The organism is Streptosporangium sp. NPDC087985 (assembly GCF_044741965.1).
GTDB lineage: Bacteria > Actinomycetota > Actinomycetes > Streptosporangiales > Streptosporangiaceae > Streptosporangium.
This window is the reverse complement of record NZ_JBIUTQ010000011.1, coordinates 1-17,511: the sequence shown is the minus strand read 5'-3', so window position 1 is coordinate 17,511 and position 17,511 is coordinate 1. Positions and strand designations below refer to the sequence as shown.

Below are 17,511 nucleotides of genomic sequence, written 5' to 3'. Positions count from 1 at the left end.
CTCGCAGATACCGCCGCCCGCGGCTACGACGGACGGCGGTAGAACCAGCCTCGGGAAGTCATCCGAATAACCGGATCGCTCCCCTTGTTGGCGATGACCTGGAGACGGACCGTACCGAGATGGTCACCCCGCGATGAGGGCCTCGTCTCCAGGACGGTCAGGAACGCGTCCAGTCTGTCACCGGGATACACCGGTGCCAGCCACCGCAGTTCCTCCATTCCCGGAGACGAGTCGGGGGCGGCCCTGGAGAGGAATGAGTCCACGTACAGGCGCATCACCGCGGCCGCCGTCCACATCCCCGGGGCGATGAGCCCTCCCCAGGAGGAGGCCCTCATCTTCTCCTCGTCCAGGTGAATCCACTGGGGGTCGTAGCGGCGGGCGAAGGCCAACATCTCGTCGCGCTCCGCCGTCACCGACCCGAGCGGATAGACCTGTCCCCGCTCGAGATCCTCGAACCAGAGGTTCGGAGTCCCACCGGTCCCCTGCCTGGTAACCCCCATCGTCAGCCCTGACAGCGTAGGGTTCTCGCTGACGATCCTGCTCGTCACCGGCCTGGTCATCGGCGGAATGGCCTCCGTCTACGGAAGCATCGTCGGTGCCCTGGTGGTGGTGTGGCTGCCCTATTACGCGTCGGACTGGGGACAGTACATCCCCTTCGTCGGCGACCGTCGAGCGACAGCGCTGGCGAGCGTGATCTATGCGGCCCTCCTCCTGGTCATCATCTTCACCATGCCGGGTGGAGCCGCCGCCGGTCTTCGGAACCTCTGTGCCCGCTTCCTCAGCATCATCCCCCGTCCGCCCCGTCCACACGCGTCGCGGGCTCAGAGCGCCCGGCCGGCAGCCGAAGCCACGGAACGCGACCTGACTTCATCAACATCAACATGACGCCACGTCCGGCGGCACGGACAGCTACCCTGCTGTCTCACGTCGATCATCGGCCGGCTGCCGTGCGGTGACGCGCGGACTCTCAGTCCAGGGCGGGGGCACGCACCGCGAGGTGTGTTCCCCCGCTCAGATAGCGTCTGAACCTTCGCCCGGCGTGGCCAGAAGGGACCGGCGTGGCCGGAAGAGAACCGGCCACGTAAGAATGGAAACCATCGAGGAGTGCCGAAAGGGAAGATGACGCAGTCACTCGCACCGAACTCGCTCGGCCTGGGCAATGTCGCGCTGGGCGATCGCTGGAACATGCTGATCCTGCGTGAGGCGTTCGCCGGAGCCGGGCGTTTTCAGGATTGGCTCGCACGCCTTCCTGTCTCCGATCCGGTCCTCTCCAGCCGGCTGAAGGACCTCACGGCACTGGGGATCCTCGCCAAGGAGCAGTACTCGGTGTCCCCCCCTCGCTACGAGTACCGGCTTACCGCGCAGGGCCGCGACATGTGGCAGGTGTTCGTGGCCGTCTGGATGTGGGACAGCCGCTGGATCGAGCACCAGATCCCGGTTTACGCACCGGGAGTCCGGCTACGGCACGAGTCGTGCGGCTACACCATCACGCCCCTGCTCGGCTGCGACACCTGCGACGCACGCGGGGTGACGCCGCATGACATCACGACCATCCGTCATCCCGACTATGTCTACGACCAGAGCAATCCTCCCCGCCGCTACAGAAGGACGCGGCTGCCGTCGGAGACGCAGGAAGGCGTTCTTCACTCGTCCATAGACCTGCTGGGCGATCGCTGGAGTACATCGGTGCTCAGCGCCGCGTTTCTGGGTGCCCGCCGGTTCGGCGACTTCCAGCGGGATATCGGCCGGATTCCCCCGCTGCTGTTGACACAACGGTTGAACACTTTCGTGGAACAAGGGGTTCTACGCCGGCAACCGCTGGCCGAGGGCGGGCGTCGGCACGAATATCGGCTGAACCCGAAGGGGCTCGACTTCTTCGGCATCTTCGCGAACTCCATCGCCTGGTCCCGTGCGGCGTTCCAAGACGAACAGGGCCCCCCGCTCATCCTCAAGCACCGCCCATGCGGCCAGGACTACGTACCGCGCTACGTCTGCAATGTCTGCAACGAGGTGCTCGAGCGCAGAGAGCTCAGTTTCGTGTCGCGCTCCTCGGAGACCGCGGATACGGAGCCCCTCGACGTCTGACGTTCGCCCCCGGAAGCCGCTCGCGGCAGGCCGGCTGTCCGCTGCCTACGCCGTCTCGGTCTTCCCGCCCTGTGGCTCGACGACCACCTGATCGCGGCGGAGCTCCCCGTTACAGGCGTTGCACGTGAAGCGCGGCCGGAGCTGCTCGCCGCAGACGCGGTGAACGAAGGACAGCCCGGACATGCCGTCCGGGGACAGCCAGCGCGCCGCCCAGTCGTTGAGCATCGCGAAGACGGTGAAGAAGTCCAGCGCCTTCGGGGTCGGCCGATACTCCTGACGGCGTGCGCCGTCGCTCACCGGCGCGCGTGACATCAGGCCGGCCTCCACGAACAGATTGAGCCGATCGGTCAGCGTGACCGGAGAGACGCCGAGGCGTTCCTGGAAGTCGCTGAAGCGCCGGCTTCCATTGAGCGCGTCGGCGAGGAGGAAGGTCGACCAGCGATCTCCGAGGACGCCTGTCGAGTCGATCTGGGAGGCCGGTGCGACCGAGGGCGCCCGGCGCGAACGGCGGTCCGTGACATCGATGAGCAGCCGTCCGTCAATGGCCGCCGTGACGTCGCGCGCGGTCACCCCGATGGCACCGCAGGCGCCGCACCCGAAGACCGGGGTGATGAGGTGCCCGCAGGTGAGATGGCGCAGCTCGCCCCTCACGGCGCTGTCCGCGGCCGGCGCCCACCGGCGGTCCCAGACCCAGAGGGCGACGAAGAACCCCCAAAGTTCTCTGCCTCGCTCGGTCAGGCGGTATTCATGGCGCGGTGGGGCGTCGGTGTAGCGATGCGTCTCGAGGACCTGTTCCGCGACGAGGTCGCGCAGACGTCCGGCCAGCACGGCCTCGGAGATGGGCAGCTCCGCCCGGAGGTCCTGGAACCGGCGGTCGCCCCGGAAGCCCGCACGGATGATCTGCAGGTTCCACAGATCGCCGGTCAGCAACAGCGCCTGCCCGAGCGGGGACGCGGCCTTCGGCCGGGCCGGGGTGGTGTCCTCGCGGCCTGGTTCTGCCACTGATGAGTGCTTCGCTGCCATAACACCGAATCATGCCAAAGAATCCTCTCGGCAGTCTCCGGCGCCACTCTGGTCGAGTAACTAGCGCAACGATAGTGATCACTTGAAGACCCAGCACGTTTCTCACGTTCTGCGATGTTTCTAGATCTAGATACCCTACAAACGTCACTTCGCACCTTGTAGTAAATTTCCTCCAAAGCTATGGTCGTGGGAGTTGGGGGTGACCAGCGGTCATGGTGAAGCTGAAGTCAGGTGGAGGTGCGGGAATGACCCAGACCCAGGGCGAGCAACCGATTGCCGTCGCGCGCGTGATCGGCGAGGAGGACGAGAAGAACCCCTATCTGCTGGGCGTGTACGCTCCGGTGCACGAGGAGATCACGGTCGGCGACTTCGAGGTGATCGGAGAGATCCCCCGCGATCTCAACGGTGTCTTCCTACGTAACGGCCCCAACCGCAGGTACGCGGGGCCGGGACGCTACCACTGGTTCGACGGGGACGGGATGATCCACGCTGTCCACTTCGAGAACGGCAGGGCCCGCTACCGCAACCGCTGGGTGCGCACCCAGGCCTTCCTCGCCGACAGCGAAGCGGGCCGTGGGCTGTGGTCGGGCGTCATGGAGGATCCGAGGGAGAACCCGTTCGGCAATGGCCATGGCCTGGGGTTGAAGGATTCCTCCAACACCGACGTGATCTTCCACAGGGGAAAGATCCTGTCGACCTGGTATCTCTGCGGCACACCGTACGCCGTCGACCCGCTGTCGCTGGAGACGCTGGGCGCCGAGGACTTCCTGGGCACGCTCACCGGTGACTTCATGGCGCACCCGAAGGTCGACGAGCGGACCGGCGAGCTGTTCTGGTTCGACTACGGACCGCAGCCACCGTACATGCGCTACGGCGTTGTCAGTCCTGAGGGGACCGTCACGCACGTGACCGACGTGGAGCTGCCCGGTCCACGGCTCCCACACGACATGGCGATCACAGAGAACTACGCGATTCTCATGGACCTGCCGCTGATCCAGGACCAGGAAGCGCGCCAGCGCGGTCGCTACCGCATCTCGTTCGAGCGGGAGCTGCCCTCGCGGTTCGGAGTGATCCCACGGCACGGGCAGGGAAGCGAGACGCGCTGGTTTGAGGCATCGCCCTGCTACATCTACCACGTCGTCAACGCCTGGGAGGAGGGCGAGGAGATCGTCCTCGACGTCTGCAGGGTCCGTCAGCCCCAGCACCAGGCATCCTTCACCTCGAAGCTCGCCCAGATGCTCGCTTACCTGAAGGTGGATGCCCGGATGTGGCGCTACCGCTTCAACCTGCGCACAGGAGCGACGACCGAGGGCCCGCGCGACGACGACAACACCGAGTTTCCGAGCATGGACTCGCGTATGGTCGGGCGGCGCAGCCGGTACACCTACAACGTCCACGTCGCCCCGGCCGAGACCAATCTCTTCGACGGGCTGGTCCGCTACGACCTGCACACGGGTGAGACACAGGCGCACACGTTCGGCCCCGGACGGTGGGGAAGCGAGGCCCCGTTCGCCGCGCGCGACGGGTCGACCGGTGAGGACGACGGCTACCTCGTCACCTTCGTCACCGACGAGCGGGAGGGCCGGTCGGAGGTCGCCATCCTGGACGCGGCCGACCTGACCGCCGGACCGGTGGCGCGGATCCTGTTGCCACAGCGCGTGCCCATCGGCTTCCACGCGACCTGGGTGCGCGCGGACCAGCTGAGAGGTTCCGGCCGTTGAAGCCGTATCCCGGGTCCATTGAAACGAGCCAGGAGGAGAGAACCTCATGACGTCACCGGTGTACGTGCTCGGCGGAGCGCAGACCGACTTCGCACGCAACTGGGCCTCCGAGGGCCTTGGACTCTTCGACATGTTCGCCGAGGTGGTGCCCGCCGCGTGCGCGTCGGGAAGCACCGCGGTGCTCGCGGCGTGCGCCGATATCGAAGCCGGTCGCTACGACCTCGCGCTGGTCATCGGCGCCGAGCTGATGCGTAACGTACCGGCCAAGACCGCCGCCGGCCATCTGGGCACCGCAGCCTGGGCCGGCCGTGAGGCGATCGGCGCGCGGTTCGCCTGGCCCGCGCTCTTCGCCGAGGTCGCCGACGCGTACGAGGCCCGCTACGGCCTCGACCACGCGGTACTCGGCCGGTTCGCCGAGATCGCGTTCGCGAACGGCCGTCGTAACCCGCTCGCGCAGGCACGGTCCTGGACGTTCGAAGCGGGATCCTTCAGCGAGGACGACGAGGTCAATCCACTCGTGGAGGGCCGGCTGCGCAAGACCGACTGCGGCCGCATCACCGATGGCGCCGCGGCCGTGCTCCTCGCCGGTCCCCGTTTCGCCGCGGAACGGCCCGCGCCCAGGGACGGTCGCTCGACGACCTCGCCGTCGTCTCAGGCTTCGGCCACCGTACGGCGACGCTGCTGCTCGCTGACAAGCTCACGGCCGGCGAAGGCGGCACGCATCTGTTCCCGCAGCTCCACGGCGCGATCCACGACGCCTACCGGAGAGCGGGACTGCCCGGTGCGCAGGCCGTCGACGTCGTGGAGATGCATGACTGCTTCACCATCACCGGTTTGGTGACATTGGAGCATCTGGGTCTGGTCGGGCCGGGGAAGGGTGGTGAGATCGTCCTGGACGGGACGATCGAGCCGGGCGGCCGGCTGCCGGTCAACCCGGGGGGTGGCCTGCTGGCCGCCGGCCACCCTGTGGGCGCAACCGGTGTGCGCATGCTGCTGGACGCGAGCCGCCAGGTGACCGGGTGCGCGGGCGATCTGCAGGTCGAGGGGGCCGGCACCGCGCTCACCGTCAACGTGGGCGGCTCGTTCACCACCGCGGTGGCCACCGTCGTGACACGGGGGGCGCGGTGAACACGGCCCGCGAGGCGTACGTCCTCACCTCGTTGCGCACGCCGCGCGGCAAGTCCCGGCCCGATGGGGGTCTTGCCGGTACACCACCGCTGCGGCTCGTCGAAATCCTGCTGCGGGCACTGGTCGAACGTACCGGCCTGGATCCGTCGGCGGTGGACGATGTCGTACTGGGCTGCGCCGCCCAGACGGGGGCACAGGGTGGGAACCTGGCACGGACGGCGGTGCTCACGGCCGGTTGGCCGCGGACGGTCCCCGGTCAGACCGTCAACCGCTTCTGTGCCTCGGGGATCGACGCGGTGGCGCTCGCGAGCGCGCTGGTGCGTTCGGGAGAGGCCGACCTCGTCGTGGCGGGCGGGGTGGAGTCGGTGTCTTCGGTGCCGATGTTCGCCGACAACGGACCACTCTGGTCCGACGCGGCCGTCGTCGAGCAGATCGGCAGCGTGCACATGGGCATCGCCGCCGACGTGGCCGCGACCGAGGAGGGCTTCGAACGCGAGCAACTCGACGCGTACGGCGCCTGGACGCAGCGGCGAGCCGCGCAGGCCTGGGCCGAGGGCCGCTTTCACGACACCGTTGTGCCGGTCACGGACGGCGAAGGCGCGGTACTACTCGCGCGGGACGAGCACGTGCGCCCGGGAGTGACACCCGAAGACCTGGCGACGCTTGAACCGGCGTTCGCGGAGCTCGGCGCGTCCGGGCAGGACGCGCTGGTGCTGCGGCACCTGCCGGAGCTCGGCAGGGTACGGCACCTGCACACACGCGGCACCTCGCCCTCGCTGGCCGACGGGGCGGCCGTCGTCGTGATCGGAACGGCGGACGCCGCCGCACGGGCCGGGCTGCGGCCTCTCGCACGGGTGGTTGCCTCGGCCGCTGCCGGTGCGGATCCGGTGCGGATGCTGGTGGCCGGCCAGTACGCCGTCGAGCGGGTCCTGGCCAAGGCCGCGCTGAAGCCGGATCACCTTGATGTCGTCGAGTTCGCCGAGGCCTTCGCCGCGCTGTGCTTGAAGATCAAGCGTGAGCTGGGATTCGACGACGACCGCTTCAACCGCAACGGAGGAACCATCGCGATGGGACACGCCTTCGGAGCCACCGGGGCGATCCTCGTCGGTTCCTGCGCCGACGAGCTGGCGCGCGTGGGTGGCCGCTACGGCGTCGCCGCCGTGAGCGGTGCGGCCGGTCTCGGCTCCGCCGTGCTGCTGGAGCGTGCCTCATAAGCCCGGCTTCCGGCCGGTCTTCGCCCGTCGTGCCGCGCGTGAACCGCGGTCAAGAGTCCTGACGGCGCTGCCCGCGCACCCCGACGATGCGCATGGCGAGCTCGCAGTAGTGGTCGGCGATGTCCTTGTCGCTCCACTCCCCCTCGTCGCGGTACCACCGGGCGACGTCGACGCCGAGCGACAGCAGCGCGAGCGCGGTCATCTGCGGATTGGAGGTGTGGAAGACACCGCGGGCCACGCCTGCCTCCACAATCTGGCGGATCTTCTGCTCGATGGAGCGCCGGGTAACGCGGATCTCCTCAAGATGCTCCGGGCTGAGAGCGGCGAGCTCGTAGTTGACGATGCGTGCGCTCGTGTGACTGCGGGCGTGATACATGGTGAACCGCCGGACGACCGCGAGGAGCTGCTCCACCGGGTCGTCCGAGCTCGCCGCACCCTCCTGTACGAGCCGTAGTGTGACGTCGTGTCCTGACCGTGAGATCAGGTAGAGCAGCTCCTCCTTGGACTTGTAGTGCACGTAGAGGGCCGCCGGACTCATCCCCGCCGCCGACGCGATGTCGCGGGTGGTCGTGCCGTGGAATCCCCTGACGGCGAAGGACTCCACCGCGGCGGCGATCAGCCGGTCGCGGGCGTTGTCGGGGCGGCTCTCCCCCGTCGCCGGATGCTCGTCTGGCACGTCGCCGCTCTCTGTGATCTGACGCATAGGACCCCTTACGGTCAGGGCGTTGACAAGAATGTCGTAATTGGGGAATGCTAAGCAAACGCTTAGCAATAAGCAAGCGCTTAGTCACTCTGTCTGTGCGAGGTTTGTGTGAGGCGCAGCATCTACAGCCCCGACCACGAGGCGTTCCGGGACTCGGTCCGGGCGTTCCTGGACCGGCACGTGTGGCCGCGCACGGAGCAGTTCATCGAGGCTCGGGCCTTCCCTCGGGACCTCTGGATCGAGGCGGGCAAGCAGGGCTTCCTGAGCCTGGACGTCCCGGAGCAGTACGGCGGTTCAGCCGCGGAGGACTACCGCTACAACGCCGTTCTCGGCGAGGAACTCGCCTGCGTGTCGGCGGCGCTGTCCTCATCCCTCAGCATTCACTACGACGTGGTGGCCCCGTACCTGGTGGAGCTCACCAGCGAGGCGCGGAGACAGCGGTGGCTGCCCCGGTTCTGCTCCGGAGAGCTGATCACCGCGATCGGCATGACGGAGCCGAGCGCCGGCTCAGACCTCGCCGCGCTGTGCACCACAGCGGCGCGCGACGGGGACACCTGGGTGCTCAACGGTTCCAAGACCTTCATAACCAACGGCTACTCGGCGGATCTGGTGGTCGTGGCCGCTCGCACCAGCCCGGAGAAGAGGGCCAAGGGGATCACGCTGTTCGGTGTCGAGACGGGGATGGAAGGTTTCACCCGCGGCCGGAAGCTCGACAAGGTCGGGCAGTCCGAGTCCGACACCGCCGAACTGTTCTTCGACAACGTCCGGGTGCCCCAGGCGAACGTCATCGGTGAGATCGACTGCGGCTTCATCCACATGATGGAGCGTCTGCCGCAGGAGCGTATCGGCGCGGCCGTCTCCAACATCGCGCACGCCGCACGGATACTCCAGGAGACCATCGAGTACGTCAAGGGACGCAAGGCGTTCGGGCAGCCGGTGGGCTCCTTCCAGCACAACAAGTTCCTGCTCGCCGAGCTCGTCACCCAGATCGAGGTGTCCCAGGCGTACATCGACCAGGCGGTCATGGCTCACGTCGACGGACAGCTGACGGCTGTGGACGCGGCCAAGGCCAAGTGGTGGTCCGCGCAGGTGCAGAACGACGTGCTTGACGCCTGTGTCCAGTTGCATGGCGGCTACGGCTACATGAACGAGTACCGCGTGGCCCGCGCCTGGCGTGACGCCCGGGTGACCAAGATCTGGGCCGGTTCCAACGAAATCATGAAAGAGCTCATCGGCCGGGACCTCGGTCTCTGACCCACGACACGGACCTGGAAAGCAGAGGAAACGACCATGCCCGAAGCAGTCGTCGTCGCCACCGCACGCTCAGCGATCGGCCGCGCGTTCAAGGGATCGCTGAAGGAGATGCGCCCGGACGACCTCACCGCGCAGATGGTCCGCGCGGCACTGGACAAGGTTCCCGAGCTGGACACAGCCGACATCGACGACCTGATCCTCGGATGCGGGCAGCCCGGCGGTGAGTCCGGTTTCAACATGGGACGCGTCGTCTCGGTGCTCCTGGGCCTGGACAACCTCCCGGGTACGACGGTCAACAGGTACTGCTCGTCGAGCCTGCAGTCCACCCGGATGGCAATGCACGCGATCAAGGCGGGCGAGGGGGACGTCTTCATCTCCGCCGGCGTGGAGACCGTCAGCCGGTTCGCCAAGGGCAGTGCCGACAACCTCCCGGACACCGAGAACCCGGTGTTCGCCGAGGCCGGGGCCCGGACCGAGAAGTTCGCCGCCGGTGGCCAGACGTGGTCCGATCCCCGGGGAAGCGGTGACCTTCCGGACGTCTACATCACGATGGGGCAGACCGCGGAGAACGTCGCGCGGTTCAAGGGGATCACCCGGGCCGAGCAGGACGAGTTCGGTGTCCGTAGCCAGAACCTGGCGGAGAAGGCGATCGCCAACGGGTTCTGGGAGCGTGACATCACCCCCGTGACACTGCCGGACGGCACCGTGGTCAGCAAGGACGACGGTCCGCGGTCAGGTGTGACCATGGAGGCGGTCTCCCGGCTCCAGCCGGTGTTCCGGCCCGACGGCACCGTGACGGCGGGCAACTGCTGCCCGCTCAACGACGGGGCCGCCGCCGTGATCGTGATGAGCGACACCAAGGCCAAGCAGCTCGGACTCACCCCGCTCGCCCGGATCGTCGCCACGGGTGTCTCCGGACTCGCACCGGAGATCATGGGCCTCGGACCGGTCGAGGCCTCGAAGCAGGCGCTCGCCCGTGCCGGGATGACCATTGACGACATCGACCTGGTCGAGATCAACGAGGCCTTCGCCGCCCAGGTGATCCCGTCCGCCCGCGATCTTGGTATCGACTTCGACAGGCTCAACGTCAACGGTGGCGCGATCGCGATCGGTCACCCCTTCGGCATGACAGGTGCTCGGATCACCAGCACTCTGATCAACTCTCTGCGGTTCCACGACAGGCAGTTCGGCCTGGAGACGATGTGCGTCGGTGGCGGGCAGGGCATGGCCATGATCCTGGAACGACTGAGCTGAGAGCGCGAGCGGAGCGAGCGGTCAAGAAAGCATGGAGATGATGCGGAGATTCGAGGGAAAGACGGCGATCGTGACCGGCGCCAGCCGCGGCATCGGCTTCGCCATCGCGGAACGGCTGGTGGCCGAGGGTGCGAGGGTCTGCGTCACCGCCCGCAAACGGGAGGCACTCGACGAGGCGGTCGCGGCTCTGGGCGGCCCCGGGCGGGCGATCGCGGTGGCCGGCCGGAGTGACGACGTCGAGCACCAGTCGGATACGGTCCGGCGCACCCTGGGGGCGTTCGGCAGCGTCGACATGCTGGTGAACAACACCGGCATCAATCCGTTCTACGGGCCCATGATCGACCTCGACCTCGACACGGCACGCAAGATCTTCGAGGTCAACTGCCTCGCCGCGCTGTCGTGGGTCCAGCAGGTACACCGCGCCTGGATGGGTGAGCACGGCGGCTCCGTGGTCAACGTGTCCTCGGTGGCCGGCGTCAAGCCGGCTCCGGGTATCGGCTTCTACGGGGCGAGCAAGGCGATGCTGACCTACATCACCCAGGAGCTCGCGGTCGAACTCGGTCCCGGCATCCGCGTCAACGCGGTCGCGCCCGCGGTGGTGAAGACGAGGTTCGCGACCGCGCTGTACGAGGGCAGGGAAGAGCAGGTGGCATCGGCGTACCCGCTCAAACGGCTCGGCGTGCCGGAGGACATCGGCAGCGTGGCGGCCTTCCTGCTCTCGGAGGAAGCGGGATGGCTCACCGGCCAGCTCATCGTGGTCGACGGAGGGCTGACCCTCACCGGAGGCGTGTGACATGGACAGAACGGGCACGGGAATGGTCGTCACCGGCGCCTGCCACGGCATCGGGCGACGGACACCGACGTCCGGACACCGCTCAACCAGAATCGCGTAACAGAGGAGACCGAGTGAACGAGCAGCAGAACCAGCAGTCGGGCCGTACCGCGATAGTCACCGGGGCCGCGCGTGGCATCGGCGCCGCGGTCGCGAAAAGGCTCAGCGAGGACGGATTCGCCGTGGCAATCCTGGATCTGAACGAGGCAACGTGCAAGCCCGTCGTGGACGAGATCGAGGCCGCCGGCGGTAAGGCGCTGGCGGTCGGCGTGGACGTGGCCGACGAGCAGGCGGTCCAGGCCGCGGTGGCGAGGGTCGCCAAGGAGCTCGGTGCTCCGACGGTGCTGGTGAACAACGCCGGCATCATCCGGGACAACCTGCTGTTCAAGATGACCGCCGACGACTGGGACATGGTGATGGGCGTGCACCTGCGCGGGTCGTTCCTGATGAGCAGAGCCACGCAGAAGTACATGACCGAGGCGAGATGGGGCCGCATCGTGAACCTGTCCAGCACCTCCGCGCTCGGCAACCGGGGGCAGGCCAACTACGCCGCGGCCAAGGCCGGGCTGCAGGGTTTCACCAAGACGCTGGCGATCGAGCTGGGCAGGTTCGGGGTCACCGTGAACGCGGTCGCACCGGGGTTCATCGAGACCGAGATGACCGCCGCCACAGCCTCACGGGTTGGGATGCCGTTCGAGGACTTCAAAGCGGCGGCCGCCACGGAGATCCCCGTCGGGCGGGTCGGCCGTCCCGCGGACATCGCCGCGACGGTGTCGTTCTTCGTGCGCGAGGAGGCCTCGTTCGTGTCCGGCCAGGTGATCTACGTCGCCGGCGGGCCCCGCGCCTGACGGCGGAGACGACACGGAGCCTCAGATGAAGACGTTCAACAGTATTGCGGAGTTCGAGAAGGTCGTCGGCACCCACCTGGGTTACAGCGACTGGCACATGGTCACCCAGGAGCAGATCGACCTGTTCGCCGAGGCGACCGGCGACCGCCAGTGGATCCACACGGATCCCGGGAAGGCGGCTGAGGGTCCGTTCGGCACGACCATCGCGCACGGCTACCTGACCCTGTCGCTGATCCCCGCGCTCGTCGGGCAGATCTACGACGTGGAGGGGGTGAGGGTGAAGATCAACTATGGCTCCGAAAAGGTCCGGTTTCCGTCCCCGGTGCCGGTCGGATCCCGGATCCGGGCGGGCGCCGAGCTTCTCGGCGTCACCCGCGGTGCCGGTGGGACGCGGGCAACCGTCCGGGTCACCGTCGAACGGGAGGGCAGCCCCAAGCCCGCCTGCGTCGCCGAGACCGTCCTGATGATGGTGACCTGACATGTCCGGACAGAACACGCGCGACACCGCCCCTGGCCACGGCGGCCCTCCCGGCATGGACCTGGCCCGGGTCTCGGCCTACCTCGGCGGTGTCGCGCCCGAACTGGTCAGGGGCCCGCTCCGGGCGGAGGTGGTCGCCGGCGGCAAGTCGAACCTCACCTACCTGGTGAGCGACGGCGCCAGCGAGTGGATCCTGCGTCGGCCCCCGCTGGGGCACGTGCTCGCCACTGCGCACGACATGGCCAGGGAACACCGTGTGATCACTGCGCTCGGCCCCACCGAGGTCAGGGTCCCGCGGACGTACGCGCTCTGCGAGGACCCCGACGTGATCGGTGCGCCGTTCTACGTGATGGAGAAGGTCGAGGGGACGCCGTACCGGACGGCTTCCGAACTCGAACCGCTGGGCCCTGACCACACCCGCTTGATCTGCGAGCGCATGGTCGACACCCTCGCCGCTCTGCACGCCGTGAATCCGGCGGCCGTCGGGCTGTCCGACTTCGGGCGGCCGGAAGGGTTTCTCGAGCGGCAGGTACGCCGCTGGAGCAGGCAACTCGCCGCGTCGTACAGCCGGGACCTCGCCGGTGCGGAGGAGCTGCACCGCCTTCTCGAGGCGAACGTGCCCGAGCCGTCGGACCCCACGATCGTGCACGGGGACTTCCGGCTCGACAACCTGCTCGTCGACGGGGCCGGCGAGGTCGTCGCGGTGCTGGACTGGGAGATGGCGACGCTCGGGGACCCCTTGACCGACATCGCCCTGCTGCTGGTCTATCAACGTCTGACGGCGTTCGGGACCGGCTACGCCGTGTCCGACGTCTCGACCGCACCCGGCTACCTGTCCGACGGAGCGATCGTTGACCGCTACTCCGTCGCGAGCGGCCGGAGCCTGTCGGACCTGGGCTTCTACCTCGGGCTGGCCTACTTCAAGCTGGCAGTGATCCTCGAGGGCATCCACTACCGCCATACCCGGGGGCAGACCGTCGGAGCCGGGTTCGACACGGTCGGCACGGTCGTGGAACCCCTGATCGCTGCCGGTGTCAACGCGCTGAAGGAGCACCACCGCTGATGGACTTCGCATTCGACGCCAAGACCGAGGAGCTGCGTGGACGGCTGCTCGCCTTCATGGACGAGATCATCCACCCCGCCGAACGTGTATTCGATGAACAACTCGCCTCGCTCGAGAATCCATGGCACTGGTCCGCGGTCCCGGTGCTTCAGGAACTGCGTGCCGAGGCGCGGGAGCGCGGGCTGTGGAACCTTTTCCTCCCGGGAGAGCTGGGTGCCGGGCTGACGAACCTGCAGTACGCGCCGTTGGCCGAGATCAGCGGACGTAGCCCCCGGATCGCTCCCGCGGCGCTCAACTGTGCCGCGCCGGACACCGGCAACATGGAAGTGCTGGCGATGTTCGGCACCCAGGAGCAGAAGGAACGGTGGCTCCACCCGCTGCTGGCAGGTGAGATCCGCTCCTCGTTCGCGATGACCGAGCCCGACGTCGCCTCCTCCGACGCGACCAACATCAGCACACGCATCGAGAGGGACGGCGATTCCTACGTCGTCAACGGACGCAAGTGGTGGATCACCGGCGCCATGAACCCCGACGCCAAGATCTTCATCGTCATGGGGAAGACGGACCCGGCGGCGGACCGGCACAGGCAGCAGTCGATGATCCTGGTCCCGCGCGACACACCCGGAGTGACGATCAGACGCGGCATGCACGTGCTTGGATACCACGACCACGACCACGGCGGCCACGCGGAGATCGATTTCGACAACGTCCGCGTGCCCGCCGAGAACCTGATCGGTGCCGAGGGAGCCGGGTTCGCGATCGCACAGGCACGCCTGGGCGGTGGCCGGATCCACCACTGCATGCGGTCCATCGGGGTCGCGGAGCGGGCAATCGAGCTGATGTGCCGGCGCGCGTCGGAGCGGGTCGCCTTCGGCAAACCCCTCGCCCAGCAGGGAGTCATCCGCGACTGGATCGCCGAGTCCCGGGTCCGGGTCGAGCAACTGCGGCTGCTGGTGCTCAAGACCGCCTGGCTCATGGACACCGTCGGCAACAAGAGCGCCCACACCGAGATCCAGGCAATCAAGATCGCCACCCCCAGGACCGTGGAATGGATCCTGGACAAGGCGATCCAGGTGCACGGGGCCGGTGGCCTCAGCCAGGACTTCCCCCTCGCCTCCGCGTTCGCGGGGATCCGCACGCTCCGCTTCGCCGACGGCCCGGACGAGGTGCACAAGAACTCGCTGGCCCGCAACGAACTCAAGCGGCAGACAGGGATCGCGTGACGGACCAATCGGGCTGACCGGCTCGCACGGACCCGGAACCCTGGGGCCGCGCGAGCCGGTGCTTCTCCCGACGGGGCCGAGCATGTTCTCTCAGGCGATGATCGCGATGACCTTGGAGGCGTAGCCGACAGCCTCGAGTGCCGAGTCCACCGTACCGGCGAGGTTGAGCTTGACGCTGTTCTTGCAGCTCGCGTTGTAGCTCGAGGACGCACGCCAGGCCGCGGGCAGGGCGGGGATGGAGCCCGACTTGCTCCAGTTGTGGTCGCGGGACCCGGAATCGAACGTCCCGTGGAGCCGCCCGGAGGTCTCGAAGACGAAGGCCGAACCCGACGACAGGCGGACGACGCAGACACCGGTGAAGTTGTAGCTGGTGGCACCCGAGTCGTGCATGTGCCCGGACCACTGGTAGGTCCCGTTGTCATACAGGGTCAGCGATGTCCATCCCCCCACTGGGACCCCTCCGCTGAAGGCGACCTTGCGGTTGAGGGCGATCGGTGAAGGCAAGGTGGTCGAGGCCCGACGGCCGGCCGCGGCGGCGTTGTCGGCAAGCGTCTGCCTCCGGACTTCGGGCGTGACGCAGACATCGTCCCCGGTGAAGGCCTCGCGCCAGACGAATCCGGTCACGCAGGTGTGCGGTCCGTACGCGCCGTTGGTCCACCGGGACGCTCTGACACTGTTGTCCCGGGCGGTCTGGGCGCGGACGGCGGGGGTGACGCAGACGTGATCGGTCGCGTTGGCCTCACGCCAGACGTAACCCTGAAGGCAGGTGTCGGGGCCGTAGCCGGCGGCGGATGCGGGCGTGGCGATGACGGTGACGGGGAGGGCGGCGAGGCCGGCGATCGCGGTGGCGGCCAGACCGAGTGCAACGCGCTTCATGGTGATCTCCTGAGTGCGTGTGTCCCCGGACGGCCCTTGCCTTCCGGGCTTGTGCACCCAGTGAAAGACCGGCTGCTTGCATGTCCCTTGACCGTGGCATGCAGAGAAGATGACCATTCGCCTGGCCGTCGAGGCCGCGGCCCGTAACCAGATCAAGATCGGGTATGGGCGTCTGTCCTGCCGGACCCATGGGCCGCTGCGATCCCCTTCAGCGCTCGTTAAGAGAGTTGAAAGCGTCTGATGGCAGTCTGCGGCCAACAGCATCTGAAAGGACCCCTCATGATCACCCGCTCTCTGGCAGGCATCGCCGTCGCAACCGGAATTCTCGTCCTCGCCCCGATCACCGTTTCAACCGCCGCCCAGGCGGCCACCGGCGCGTCGGCGGCACAGGCTGCGGCCCCTGGCCAGTGGGGCCCCTACTACGCCGCCGGGAAGAAGGCCAAGACGTCCGGCTCGCTGACGGCGGCGCCGAAGGACGACGCCAGCTTGCCCGCCCCCTACGTCAAGGTCACCGGCAGCGTCGTCAGCCTGACTCGCCGGTCTTCGACCTGCGGATGGGCCCTCTTCCGCATCAGCTACTTCGACTCCGCCAACCAGCCACACCTGGCGCACCGCAACTACCGCAGCTGCTCGTACGGCACGACGCAGAAGTTCGCGTTCGACGCCAAGAACGTCGGCGAGGTCGAGCTCAAGGTCTGCACCGAGGCGAAGGCCTCCAAGCCGTCCGTCAACTGCCTCTACGGCGGCACCTGGAAGCCGCTCTACACCTACTACCAGTAGATCTCTCGGCGACCGTCGAACCGGGCCTCCACGCGCGGCTGCAAGAGAAGAACGGTCAGACCTCCTCCGTCGCGAGGCAGAGGACAACGTGCCGGAACAGCGCAGCACAGAGGTGACGTGACGCCATCAAGATGTTCCGGTTATCAGGAGAAGGGGATCCGCATGGGCACTCCCGGCAGGTGAGGGGATCTCAAGAGAGGCTTCCTGGGGAGCTGCCCGCCGCGACACAGGTTCGACAGCACCCCAGGAAGCGCGACGCGGAGCAGCTCGACGTCCTCGCCGCTGTCCGCACCGGCCCTTCCCACATCAACCACCGCGCAAGGGAGAACGGGAGCCACCTCCACCGCGAGAAGACCGGATCCGTTGAACGACCGGATCCGTTACGTCGGTGTGGACACCTGCCGGGACTCCGACGGGGAGGCCGTGCCATGCGGCGGCTGGAAACTCGTCATGCGCTCCGGCGTTGTGCGCTTACTCCCCGACGCCCACTTCCATCCCGTGGCCGGCACCGGAAAGGTCGGCAAGGAGGCTCTTACCGCGTTCGCGATCGGCGACGACGGCCGAACGGTCGCCGCGCTCAACGGCACATCGTCGAGCACGTGGCGGCTCCGGCGCTACGACCTGGCGACCGACGCGGCCGGCACGACCATCACGATCGACATGCCGGAGCGGGAGAGCGTCGCGGGGCTCCGGTGCGCTCCCGTCGGGAGATTTCCCAGCGAAAGTAAGGTCGCGGCCCCAACCGGGCCGCCGGGCCGACACCATAATCGATTGACCTCCTCTCGGCCCTTAAGGGACTGAGATTCCCCGCGCCGCCGACACGCCACCCGGAGGGGCGCACTCAACGGTGCGGGGTGGTTGACGCTTCGCAGACCCGCCCAACGGCTGGAGGTCTCCACGCCCTGAGACGGCAAGCCCTGCCGCCTTGATATTTTTCGCCGCGTTCACGTCCGCGTGCTCGCGATGAGCGCAGGTGGCGCAGGCGAAGACCGCTTGGCTCTCGCGGGACCTCGCCTCCACCACCGTGCA

At 67.8% G+C, this 17,511-nt stretch carries 20 protein-coding genes; 15 read left to right on the top strand and 5 right to left on the bottom strand.

The genetic code is table 11. The features are described 5' to 3' along the window. Window positions 1-23: 23 nt before the first annotated feature. The gene (locus ACIN94_RS20410) at window positions 24-560 is read right to left on the bottom strand and encodes a MaoC/PaaZ C-terminal domain-containing protein (protein WP_400708180.1); all 537 of its coding nucleotides are present in this window, start codon (window positions 558-560) and stop codon (window positions 24-26) included. A 7-nt stretch (window positions 561-567) separates the two neighbouring features. Between ACIN94_RS20410 and ACIN94_RS20405 the strand changes: the two genes are divergently transcribed. Beyond that, complete coding sequence (locus ACIN94_RS20405) at window positions 568-885, top strand: hypothetical protein (protein WP_400708179.1); 318 nt, start codon at window positions 568-570, stop codon at window positions 883-885. Between the two features lie 234 nt (window positions 886-1,119). Further along, entirely contained in the window at window positions 1,120-2,085 is a 966-nt protein-coding gene (locus ACIN94_RS20400; protein ID WP_400708178.1) for a winged helix-turn-helix transcriptional regulator, read from the top strand. A 45-nt stretch (window positions 2,086-2,130) separates the two neighbouring features. Here ACIN94_RS20400 and ACIN94_RS20395 read toward each other — a convergent pair whose 3' ends face one another. After that, complete coding sequence (locus ACIN94_RS20395; protein ID WP_400708177.1) at window positions 2,131-3,087, bottom strand: winged helix-turn-helix transcriptional regulator; 957 nt, start codon at window positions 3,085-3,087, stop codon at window positions 2,131-2,133. A 266-nt stretch (window positions 3,088-3,353) separates the two neighbouring features. On the opposite strand from ACIN94_RS20395, the gene ACIN94_RS20390 reads away from it, so the two are divergent. The 4 genes from ACIN94_RS20390 to ACIN94_RS20375 are packed head-to-tail and all read left to right on the top strand — an operon-like array spanning window position 3,354 to window position 7,171. Then, window positions 3,354-4,829: a carotenoid oxygenase family protein gene (locus tag ACIN94_RS20390; RefSeq protein WP_400708176.1), complete on the top strand. Its 1,476-nt coding sequence runs from the start codon at window positions 3,354-3,356 to the stop codon at window positions 4,827-4,829. A gap of 46 nt (window positions 4,830-4,875) precedes the next feature. Then, the gene (locus ACIN94_RS20385; RefSeq protein ID WP_400708175.1) at window positions 4,876-5,670 is read left to right on the top strand and encodes a beta-ketoacyl synthase N-terminal-like domain-containing protein; all 795 of its coding nucleotides are present in this window, start codon (window positions 4,876-4,878) and stop codon (window positions 5,668-5,670) included. Next, entirely contained in the window at window positions 5,553-5,957 is a 405-nt protein-coding gene (locus tag ACIN94_RS20380) for a thiolase C-terminal domain-containing protein (protein ID WP_400708471.1), read from the top strand. Before ACIN94_RS20385 ends, ACIN94_RS20380 begins: the two co-directional genes overlap by 118 nt. Further along, window positions 5,954-7,171 carry an acetyl-CoA C-acyltransferase gene (locus tag ACIN94_RS20375; protein ID WP_400708174.1) on the top strand — a complete coding sequence of 406 codons (1,218 nt, stop codon included), beginning with the start codon at window positions 5,954-5,956 and terminating at the stop codon, window positions 7,169-7,171. The genes ACIN94_RS20380 and ACIN94_RS20375 overlap by 4 nt, the downstream gene beginning before the upstream one ends. A gap of 49 nt (window positions 7,172-7,220) precedes the next feature. Here the strand turns inward: ACIN94_RS20375 and ACIN94_RS20370 are convergent, their stop codons facing one another. Further along, window positions 7,221-7,874: a TetR/AcrR family transcriptional regulator gene (locus tag ACIN94_RS20370; protein WP_400708173.1), complete on the bottom strand. Its 654-nt coding sequence runs from the start codon at window positions 7,872-7,874 to the stop codon at window positions 7,221-7,223. Between the two features lie 108 nt (window positions 7,875-7,982). On the opposite strand from ACIN94_RS20370, the gene ACIN94_RS20365 reads away from it, so the two are divergent. The 7 genes from ACIN94_RS20365 (at window position 7,983) to ACIN94_RS20335 (ending at window position 14,826) form a co-directional block, all read left to right on the top strand. Then, complete coding sequence (locus tag ACIN94_RS20365; RefSeq protein WP_400708172.1) at window positions 7,983-9,128, top strand: acyl-CoA dehydrogenase family protein; 1,146 nt, start codon at window positions 7,983-7,985, stop codon at window positions 9,126-9,128. A 36-nt stretch (window positions 9,129-9,164) separates the two neighbouring features. After that, window positions 9,165-10,382, top strand: coding sequence for an acetyl-CoA C-acetyltransferase (locus ACIN94_RS20360; protein WP_400708171.1), 1,218 nt, complete (start codon window positions 9,165-9,167; stop codon window positions 10,380-10,382). Window positions 10,383-10,419: 37 nt separating this feature from the next. Next, window positions 10,420-11,175: an SDR family oxidoreductase gene (locus tag ACIN94_RS20355; protein ID WP_400708170.1), complete on the top strand. Its 756-nt coding sequence runs from the start codon at window positions 10,420-10,422 to the stop codon at window positions 11,173-11,175. 113 nt (window positions 11,176-11,288) lie between these two features. Next, a complete protein-coding gene (gene fabG / locus ACIN94_RS20350) occupies window positions 11,289-12,062 on the top strand; it encodes a 3-oxoacyl-ACP reductase FabG (RefSeq protein WP_400708169.1) in 774 nt (257 codons plus the stop codon). 25 nt (window positions 12,063-12,087) lie between these two features. Further along, a complete protein-coding gene (locus tag ACIN94_RS20345; protein ID WP_400708167.1) occupies window positions 12,088-12,540 on the top strand; it encodes a MaoC family dehydratase in 453 nt (150 codons plus the stop codon). A gap of 1 nt (window position 12,541) precedes the next feature. Next, window positions 12,542-13,603, top strand: coding sequence for a phosphotransferase family protein (locus ACIN94_RS20340; RefSeq protein ID WP_400708165.1), 1,062 nt, complete (start codon window positions 12,542-12,544; stop codon window positions 13,601-13,603). Next, window positions 13,603-14,826 carry an acyl-CoA dehydrogenase family protein gene (locus ACIN94_RS20335; protein ID WP_400708163.1) on the top strand — a complete coding sequence of 408 codons (1,224 nt, stop codon included), beginning with the start codon at window positions 13,603-13,605 and terminating at the stop codon, window positions 14,824-14,826. Before ACIN94_RS20340 ends, ACIN94_RS20335 begins: the two co-directional genes overlap by 1 nt. A 90-nt stretch (window positions 14,827-14,916) precedes the next feature. On the opposite strand, the gene ACIN94_RS20330 is transcribed toward ACIN94_RS20335, so the two are convergent. Beyond that, a complete protein-coding gene (locus tag ACIN94_RS20330) occupies window positions 14,917-15,702 on the bottom strand; it encodes a hypothetical protein (RefSeq protein WP_400708161.1) in 786 nt (261 codons plus the stop codon). Window positions 15,703-15,981: 279 nt separating this feature from the next. On the opposite strand from ACIN94_RS20330, the gene ACIN94_RS20325 reads away from it, so the two are divergent. Together ACIN94_RS20325 and ACIN94_RS20320 are read left to right on the top strand one after the other, a co-directional pair. Further along, window positions 15,982-16,482 carry a hypothetical protein gene (locus ACIN94_RS20325; RefSeq protein ID WP_400708159.1) on the top strand — a complete coding sequence of 167 codons (501 nt, stop codon included), beginning with the start codon at window positions 15,982-15,984 and terminating at the stop codon, window positions 16,480-16,482. Between the two features lie 363 nt (window positions 16,483-16,845). Beyond that, window positions 16,846-17,283: a hypothetical protein gene (locus ACIN94_RS20320; protein WP_400708157.1), complete on the top strand. Its 438-nt coding sequence runs from the start codon at window positions 16,846-16,848 to the stop codon at window positions 17,281-17,283. Here ACIN94_RS20320 and ACIN94_RS20315 read toward each other — a convergent pair. Then, window positions 17,272-17,502, bottom strand: a complete 231-nt coding sequence (locus tag ACIN94_RS20315; protein ID WP_400708469.1) for a zinc ribbon domain-containing protein — start codon at window positions 17,500-17,502, stop codon at window positions 17,272-17,274. The two genes, ACIN94_RS20320 and ACIN94_RS20315, sit on opposite strands and share 12 nt — an antisense overlap. Between the last annotated feature and the right edge of the window lie 9 nt (window positions 17,503-17,511).